This window comes from Pseudomonas sp. TWR3-1-1 (assembly GCF_049896545.1).
GTDB classification, from domain to species: Bacteria; Pseudomonadota; Gammaproteobacteria; order Pseudomonadales; family Pseudomonadaceae; genus Aquipseudomonas; species Aquipseudomonas weihenstephanensis.
Genome location: NZ_JAFCUO010000024.1, coordinates 1 through 5,343, shown reverse-complemented (window position 1 = coordinate 5,343; position 5,343 = coordinate 1). Strand labels below are relative to the sequence as shown.

8 protein-coding genes and 2 pseudogenes are annotated in these 5,343 nt (G+C 54.2%); 2 read left to right on the top strand and 8 right to left on the bottom strand.

Going from position 1 to position 5,343, the window contains the following annotated elements; translation table 11 throughout:
• Positions 1 to 496: 496 nt before the first annotated feature.
• A pseudogene (locus ACP7A4_RS22760) lies at positions 497 to 730 on the top strand (site-specific integrase); the annotation flags it as partial.
• A 232-nt stretch (positions 731 to 962) separates the two neighbouring features.
• On the opposite strand, the gene ACP7A4_RS22755 reads toward ACP7A4_RS22760, so the two are convergent.
• The 3 genes from ACP7A4_RS22755 to ACP7A4_RS22745 form a co-directional block, all read right to left on the bottom strand.
• The gene (locus tag ACP7A4_RS22755; RefSeq protein ID WP_426248466.1) at positions 963 to 1,223 is read right to left on the bottom strand and encodes a hypothetical protein; all 261 of its coding nucleotides are present in this window, start codon (positions 1,221 to 1,223) and stop codon (positions 963 to 965) included.
• Positions 1,210 to 1,512, bottom strand: coding sequence for a hypothetical protein (locus tag ACP7A4_RS22750; protein ID WP_426248465.1), 303 nt, complete (start codon positions 1,510 to 1,512; stop codon positions 1,210 to 1,212). Before ACP7A4_RS22750 ends, ACP7A4_RS22755 begins: the two co-directional genes overlap by 14 nt.
• Before the next feature lie 153 nt (positions 1,513 to 1,665).
• Positions 1,666 to 1,944 (bottom strand): hypothetical protein, encoded by a 279-nt coding sequence (locus ACP7A4_RS22745; RefSeq protein WP_426248463.1) that lies wholly within the window; start codon positions 1,942 to 1,944, stop codon positions 1,666 to 1,668.
• Positions 1,945 to 2,768: 824 nt separating this feature from the next.
• Here ACP7A4_RS22745 and ACP7A4_RS22740 point away from each other — a divergent pair.
• Positions 2,769 to 3,038 carry a hypothetical protein gene (locus ACP7A4_RS22740; protein ID WP_426248462.1) on the top strand — a complete coding sequence of 90 codons (270 nt, stop codon included), beginning with the start codon at positions 2,769 to 2,771 and terminating at the stop codon, positions 3,036 to 3,038.
• A 422-nt stretch (positions 3,039 to 3,460) separates the two neighbouring features.
• Here the strand turns inward: ACP7A4_RS22740 and ACP7A4_RS22735 are convergent, their stop codons facing one another.
• The 5 genes and pseudogenes from ACP7A4_RS22735 to ACP7A4_RS22715 form a co-directional block, all read right to left on the bottom strand.
• Positions 3,461 to 3,934: a lysis protein gene (locus tag ACP7A4_RS22735; protein ID WP_426248467.1), complete on the bottom strand. Its 474-nt coding sequence runs from the start codon at positions 3,932 to 3,934 to the stop codon at positions 3,461 to 3,463.
• Positions 3,935 to 3,972: 38 nt separating this feature from the next.
• Positions 3,973 to 4,506, bottom strand: coding sequence for a glycoside hydrolase family 19 protein (locus ACP7A4_RS22730; protein WP_426248461.1), 534 nt, complete (start codon positions 4,504 to 4,506; stop codon positions 3,973 to 3,975).
• Between the two features lie 58 nt (positions 4,507 to 4,564).
• On the bottom strand, positions 4,565 to 4,816 hold the full coding sequence (locus ACP7A4_RS22725; RefSeq protein ID WP_426248460.1) for a hypothetical protein: 252 nt from the start codon (positions 4,814 to 4,816) through the stop codon (positions 4,565 to 4,567).
• Positions 4,813 to 5,103, bottom strand: coding sequence for a hypothetical protein (locus ACP7A4_RS22720; protein WP_426248459.1), 291 nt, complete (start codon positions 5,101 to 5,103; stop codon positions 4,813 to 4,815). The genes ACP7A4_RS22725 and ACP7A4_RS22720 overlap by 4 nt, the downstream gene beginning before the upstream one ends.
• Positions 5,103 to 5,343: pseudogene (locus ACP7A4_RS22715) on the bottom strand (hypothetical protein); the annotation flags it as partial. The pseudogene ACP7A4_RS22715 and the gene ACP7A4_RS22720, both read right to left, overlap by 1 nt.

Sequence of the window (5,343 nt, the reverse complement as noted above, 5' to 3'; positions counted from 1 at the left end):
CAAGAAGTTGCGCAGTGCTGCGCAACTTCTTGCGCACTCGTCTACAGCTCACGTTTTATGAGCGCTGTAGCGATGTATCCACACGGTTATCCACATTTGAGTGCGCAACTTCTTGCGCAGTTGAGCGCTAGGCGGTCAGTGACGGTTCGAGCGGGCACATAGCGCCTGAGACTGTTACTTGTCGAAAGCCTGCTTTCACCCCCACGCTTGTCACAAACATGCGATTCCAGGACGCGATTTAACTGCGCCGGAATGCCGTCGATCTGGAAAAAAGCAGATCTACCACTGCCGTGCAATCGTCGAATCCCCCATCCATCGTCGTCATCCGGCCTTGCAAAACACACGCGCCGTTCAAACACCTTTTTTACCTGGCATCACGCAAAACGTGGACGCCAGAGCGAAGGTACGTTGAGAGAACGCGCTAGCCTGTTCACGCGCTCAACGAACGGCAAATCCGCCCCAACGGGCCCGCGACGAACGCCAGCAATGCCAACAAACCCTAGAGATGTTGAACATCCGCTACAGACCGCCGTACAACTGTCGTCACGCATATGCGACAATGCGCGCCATGTCCGGCATCAATCCCGCCTTTATTGCTCAGCAACTTGGCCATAGCGTCCAAATGTTGCTGTCTACGTATGCGCGTTGGCTCAACTCAAGCTCAGACTGGAGCGAGCTGGAAAAGCTCCACATTGGTATCGGCTCAAACCAGCCAACTCTAAGCTATTGATAGGTAAAGTAATTGATCTCCACAGCTAACATCACGATGCAATTATTTGTGAGTTTTGCTGAGTAGTCAGACCCAATAGAATCAAGGGTTATCCGCTGTCTCACCCCGCAGCAATACGCACGAAAACACACCAATAGGTACTGTAAAAGGTACTGACCTACGGCGTCCTGCCGAACGATCCCCTCCTCCCCCCCACCGTCTACTCGTACCGCTTCAGCCTAACGCTCCCGACTCACAACATCAGCGCCTTGATGCGGACCTGGACGGCGTCTTCGACAGCCAGGTACAGGGTTTCAATATCGACCGGTTTGAGCACCTTGAGCACTTCCACCGCCTCGATCACACCCTGTGCGCGCTCGCTGGCCAGATGCACGCTTAAGGTGTCGACGCTGAACTCGATGGCCGTCAGGCGGCGGCGCAGAATGGTCAGCACCTCGGGCGGCATGCTGATGGTGGTGAACGGATCGCCTTCGTTACCGTCACGGCTGGTCATATTGTGGCCCCTCTGGAAGTTCGCTCAGCAACGCGGCCAAGGCATGCCACGGGGAAGCGGCATAGCCATTGGGTCGCCGACAGCATGGATCATGGACGAACACCCGGCCAGCGTCCTTGGCCCGCTGCGCCGAAGCGCAGTAGCTGCAATGCAGAATCGCCCCCCCATCAATCAGTTTCCAGTGCCGGTGCCAGATTTTCAGTCGCGCGGCGAGTGTCGACGCCTTTGCGCAGGCAGCGCTTTTGGCGCGGGGTATATACTCGATGCCGTCTATCAGCACGCTGTGCATGGTGGGTTGCCCTGTTCCGACTCAGTGTCCCACTGCGTAAAACCATTAGCGGGGGGTGTGGTGTACCAGTGTATGGGGTTGTGGTTTCTGCGCCCACAAAAAAAGGCCCCCACACTCGGCGTGAGTGTGGGGGCCTTTTGAGCATAAGTGGCGTTATTCGGGATCTCGATCCAGCCTATCTTTCACGCTTATCTGGACTGCACCCTGTAGATAATGCGAGCGGCGGACCGCCTCGCGGATCTTCTCCACGCTCGCCGTAGCCTCAGCCAGCAAGCGATCATGACTATTTTTATCTATCAATCCTTCAAACAACAGTGCTTCCAGCCAACCGCGAGCGAAAGAATGAGTGTACTCAGCCTTATTTAGGTCCTCTGCGACAGCAACTAGATCGATAACTGTTTGGGCTTGCTCGATAGTTTCAGGCTTGTTCATAAAGTGGTCCGATAATGGTGGCTCATTTAATCAGTTGTCGGCTGGTAAGGAGGGGGGTTCCTGATTTATTGGATAGCTGAGAGAGATCATCACGTAGCATACCCCTCCCTCCTCCGCGAAAAAACCTCATGCAGCACTTGGAATATTTCGCCACGCTTTTGTCGTGAGTACACCAACTCGCAAGTTTACGCGGGTTAACAGACCCGCTAAATCGCAATGAAATCAGGTTGACCGGAACCTGAGTTCGCCATAACTGGATTTTCCGCTACGAATTCCAGATAGCGGGAGTCGCTCCAAAGGGCGCTTTAGGGCCCGCCATGAGGGCATGCTAATTTTTCCGACCGCAAATGTACTCGCGGACAGCATCGTAATCGACGATGAGAAAGGTCGGGACGGAGTGATTCGAACACGCGCCCCCCCTAGCACCCCATGCCCGCAGGGACATAGCAAACCCTTTAATTAGCTCTGGTGCTCGCTACAATCTATTCGATGGCTCATCTGGATGACCTGTCGTCGCATACTGTCGGGCATTGTTCGGCTCACCAGCTTGCCGCTCCCCCTAAGAACGGATGGTATTAAGCGCTTCTTATGTTAGTCTAATATTTCAAATCATGCTTGTTTCGCAAAAAACATTAGCTCACATGACATACTTCGCGAGGAAGATAAGAGTGTTTCAAGGAACGAAGGTTATAGCTGGTATAGTTTTATGGTGCTTTTTGACAAATACATATGCAGCGTCAATAGTTGGTAGCGTAGCTGGGCATGCCACAAGAGAAATATCAGAGCATGCCGTAACGGATGCTTTGAGATCGAAAGGTAGAAGTATGGATGATTTATTCAAGGAGATTTTTGCAAGGGGGATACCTAAAATGCGTGCCACACTACCTGTCATGGTTGACGATGGGACTCTATTATATGACGTATCAGGAAAAAATAGAGAGTGGAATTACTGGTATCGTATGCTGGAATATAAAGCTAGCGATATACCAGCACTCATGCTAAAAATAGGCGGTAGTTACAGGTATAACTATGCAGATAAAGACATGCACCCGATCATGTCGATCGTAATTAATAGTACAGATTGCGGTCTTTGAACCATACCGTTGAAATCATCTCACTCCCAGGGCGGCGCCTAGCTCGCCCCCCCTTTTTCGGCTTATTATCAGTTTCCTGTATCGATAGCTAAACATTACTACAGCTACCGACTCACAACTTTATTAGGAGATATGGCGGTGACACCCAACATACGCATTGTTATGACAATCAGAAAACTTAACTCATCTATTTATAAAACTCAAAAACATTGCGCGAATGCGTCTAAAGTGCTTTAGCGCTCGCGTCGATTCACTCTGCAGAATAGTGGCAATGAACGCGCGAAAAGCCGACTCAGACTCTATAGTGTCTTTGTATGTAGCTTTGCGGATGCCTCCAAAAGTTACAAATACACGTTGTCGCCGCCAGTCCGCCTCATCTCTTAATATAGGAGCCACTCAGGCACAGCCACTATTAGCTTCGTTTACTCTTTACTAGATACTGCATAGGCATAGGCCTGACAAGCCTGTAACGCGATCAGTCCTTGGTCGCCGTCGCTGGTGATTCCGATAATTCGTTGAGCATGCGCTGGGTCAAGTTGGGCTCTATGGGCGCCATAAACCACGCCGCCGGTGCTGGTGGTGGCTTGCATTCCGTCACAACCAGTTGCTGCTGCGGCGTCGAGTTGGACTGACAACCGCAGATCAGCAGTGGCAAGGCGATCACGCAGACGTGCCTGTTTGGTTTTCTCATCTGTGAGCACTCGGTAATGGAATTGGTCGCTGGCTGCCAGCCATTGCTCCAGGGCGAGGCGCTTGCCCTGCTCTGCCAAAATTTGCTCTGAGTTGGCATTGGCCAGATTGGTGCGCTCGATTTGGTGGGCAGCGCTCAGTTCAGCCAGTTGTTTCCCGTAGCGCCAAGCGTCCACTTTCCATGTGGAAAAACAAGCAATGCCCATGGCCACTAGTACGGCAAAGCCAAGCCCGCGCCCCTGACTCACGCCAACACCTTGAGCGCCCGCGCATACAGTGCCTGACGATCCGCCAGCCCATTCAGCCCGCCATTGATACGGCGGGTGATGGTTTCAAACTTGCCCTCATCAGCCAGGGTGTTGAGGCCTCGGGTGGCCCAGAACCACGCAGCCGACATACATGCGTGTTGTGGTTTTTCCAACAGCTCGGGTTGATCGATCAGGTTAAGGCCCAGCGCTTCGCCGCAGGTTTTGTAGTTGCTGCGGCCGGTGATCTGGATCAGGCCACGGCCGCGATATTTGGGGCCGTCCCCCGACTGAGTGTTGCCGAGGTCAGCCCTGCCCTCGTATCGCGCTTGAGCGGCGGTTGGTCCCCAGATTTCACGCATGTATTTGAGCTGACCTGATTCGTGGCCGATCTGGGCGATGAAGGCCGCGACACGCTGGGTGCCGACGATCTGGTACCGGTTCATGGCGGTGTTGAGGGCAGGTACAAAAACGCCGGCAACGTGGCCGGCGTTGGGGAGGATTTGCAGCAGCTGCTGCGCGGTGATGGGCATGGCTTTCTCCAGGCAAAAAAAATCCCGCACGCGGCGGGGTTCGATGGTGTGTGCGGCTTTAGTCTTCGGCCGGAACGACCGCCTTGGGCAGCGGGAAGCGTTTCTTGATGTCGGCTACCGAGGCCAGCCACGCGGTGTAGTCCGGCGCGTTGCCCTGGCTCAGGCCGTCATAGTCAGCCTCCAGCCGTAGCGGGTCTGACTCGCTCAGGTAAGCCGCGCGGCGTGTGGCCAATATGCCGTCGAGTTGGGCGCGTTCTTTGTCAGCCTGAAGCTGTTCGGCGGTTTTGAGTTGGCTGAAGTCGATGTTCATTCAGCGAGTCCTATGTGGCCGTTGCGTGGATTGACGATGTCTTCAGGGAAGTTGGCAGCGTCCGAGGAGTCCGGGCCGCACGGCAACATCAGGCAGATGATCAAGTGACCGTTGCTACGGGTGATGTCGCCGATGATGTATTCGCAGTTGATAGCCGCTGCGGGCAACACCGCGCCTTCGGGAATGGTGGTGAAGTCGAATGTTTCGCCGTTGATGTTCAGCGTGTCGTTGCGCTTGATCAGCGTGAGTGGTTCGGCGCCGAACTTCGGCGAGAGCTTGATAATCATTAGAACCACCGGCCTAAGGCTGTCAGTGAGATGAAGTAGTTTTGCGCAGCGCTGAAGTTGCCGGTGATGGCGGCAGCCGTGACGCTTGAAGGCGCGGCCTGCAATTTGTTTATAGTGAAGTTGTTGGTCGACGCTGGCCCGCGCAGCGCCACCAGCACGGCCGGTGCTACGGCGAACACGCACGGAAATTGCCAGTTGACTGCGATGTCGGTATTAGCCGCGGCCGACATGCTGAGTTGC

Excerpts from the sequence above, each read along its gene's own strand:
- ACP7A4_RS22730 (WP_426248461.1), bottom strand. The coding sequence starts at position 4,506 with ATGCCCATCACCGCGCAGCAGCTGCTGCAAATCCTCCCCAACGCCGGC.
- ACP7A4_RS22740 (WP_426248462.1), top strand. The coding sequence starts at position 2,769 with ATGGATGATTTATTCAAGGAGATTTTTGCAAGGGGGATACCTAAAATG.
- ACP7A4_RS22745 (WP_426248463.1), bottom strand. The coding sequence starts at position 1,944 with ATGAACAAGCCTGAAACTATCGAGCAAGCCCAAACAGTTATCGATCTA.
- ACP7A4_RS22720 (WP_426248459.1), bottom strand. The coding sequence starts at position 5,103 with ATGATTATCAAGCTCTCGCCGAAGTTCGGCGCCGAACCACTCACGCTG.
- ACP7A4_RS22725 (WP_426248460.1), bottom strand. The coding sequence starts at position 4,816 with ATGAACATCGACTTCAGCCAACTCAAAACCGCCGAACAGCTTCAGGCT.
- ACP7A4_RS22755 (WP_426248466.1), bottom strand. The coding sequence starts at position 1,223 with ATGACCAGCCGTGACGGTAACGAAGGCGATCCGTTCACCACCATCAGC.
- ACP7A4_RS22735 (WP_426248467.1), bottom strand. The coding sequence starts at position 3,934 with ATGGGCATTGCTTGTTTTTCCACATGGAAAGTGGACGCTTGGCGCTAC.
- ACP7A4_RS22750 (WP_426248465.1), bottom strand. The coding sequence starts at position 1,512 with ATGCACAGCGTGCTGATAGACGGCATCGAGTATATACCCCGCGCCAAA.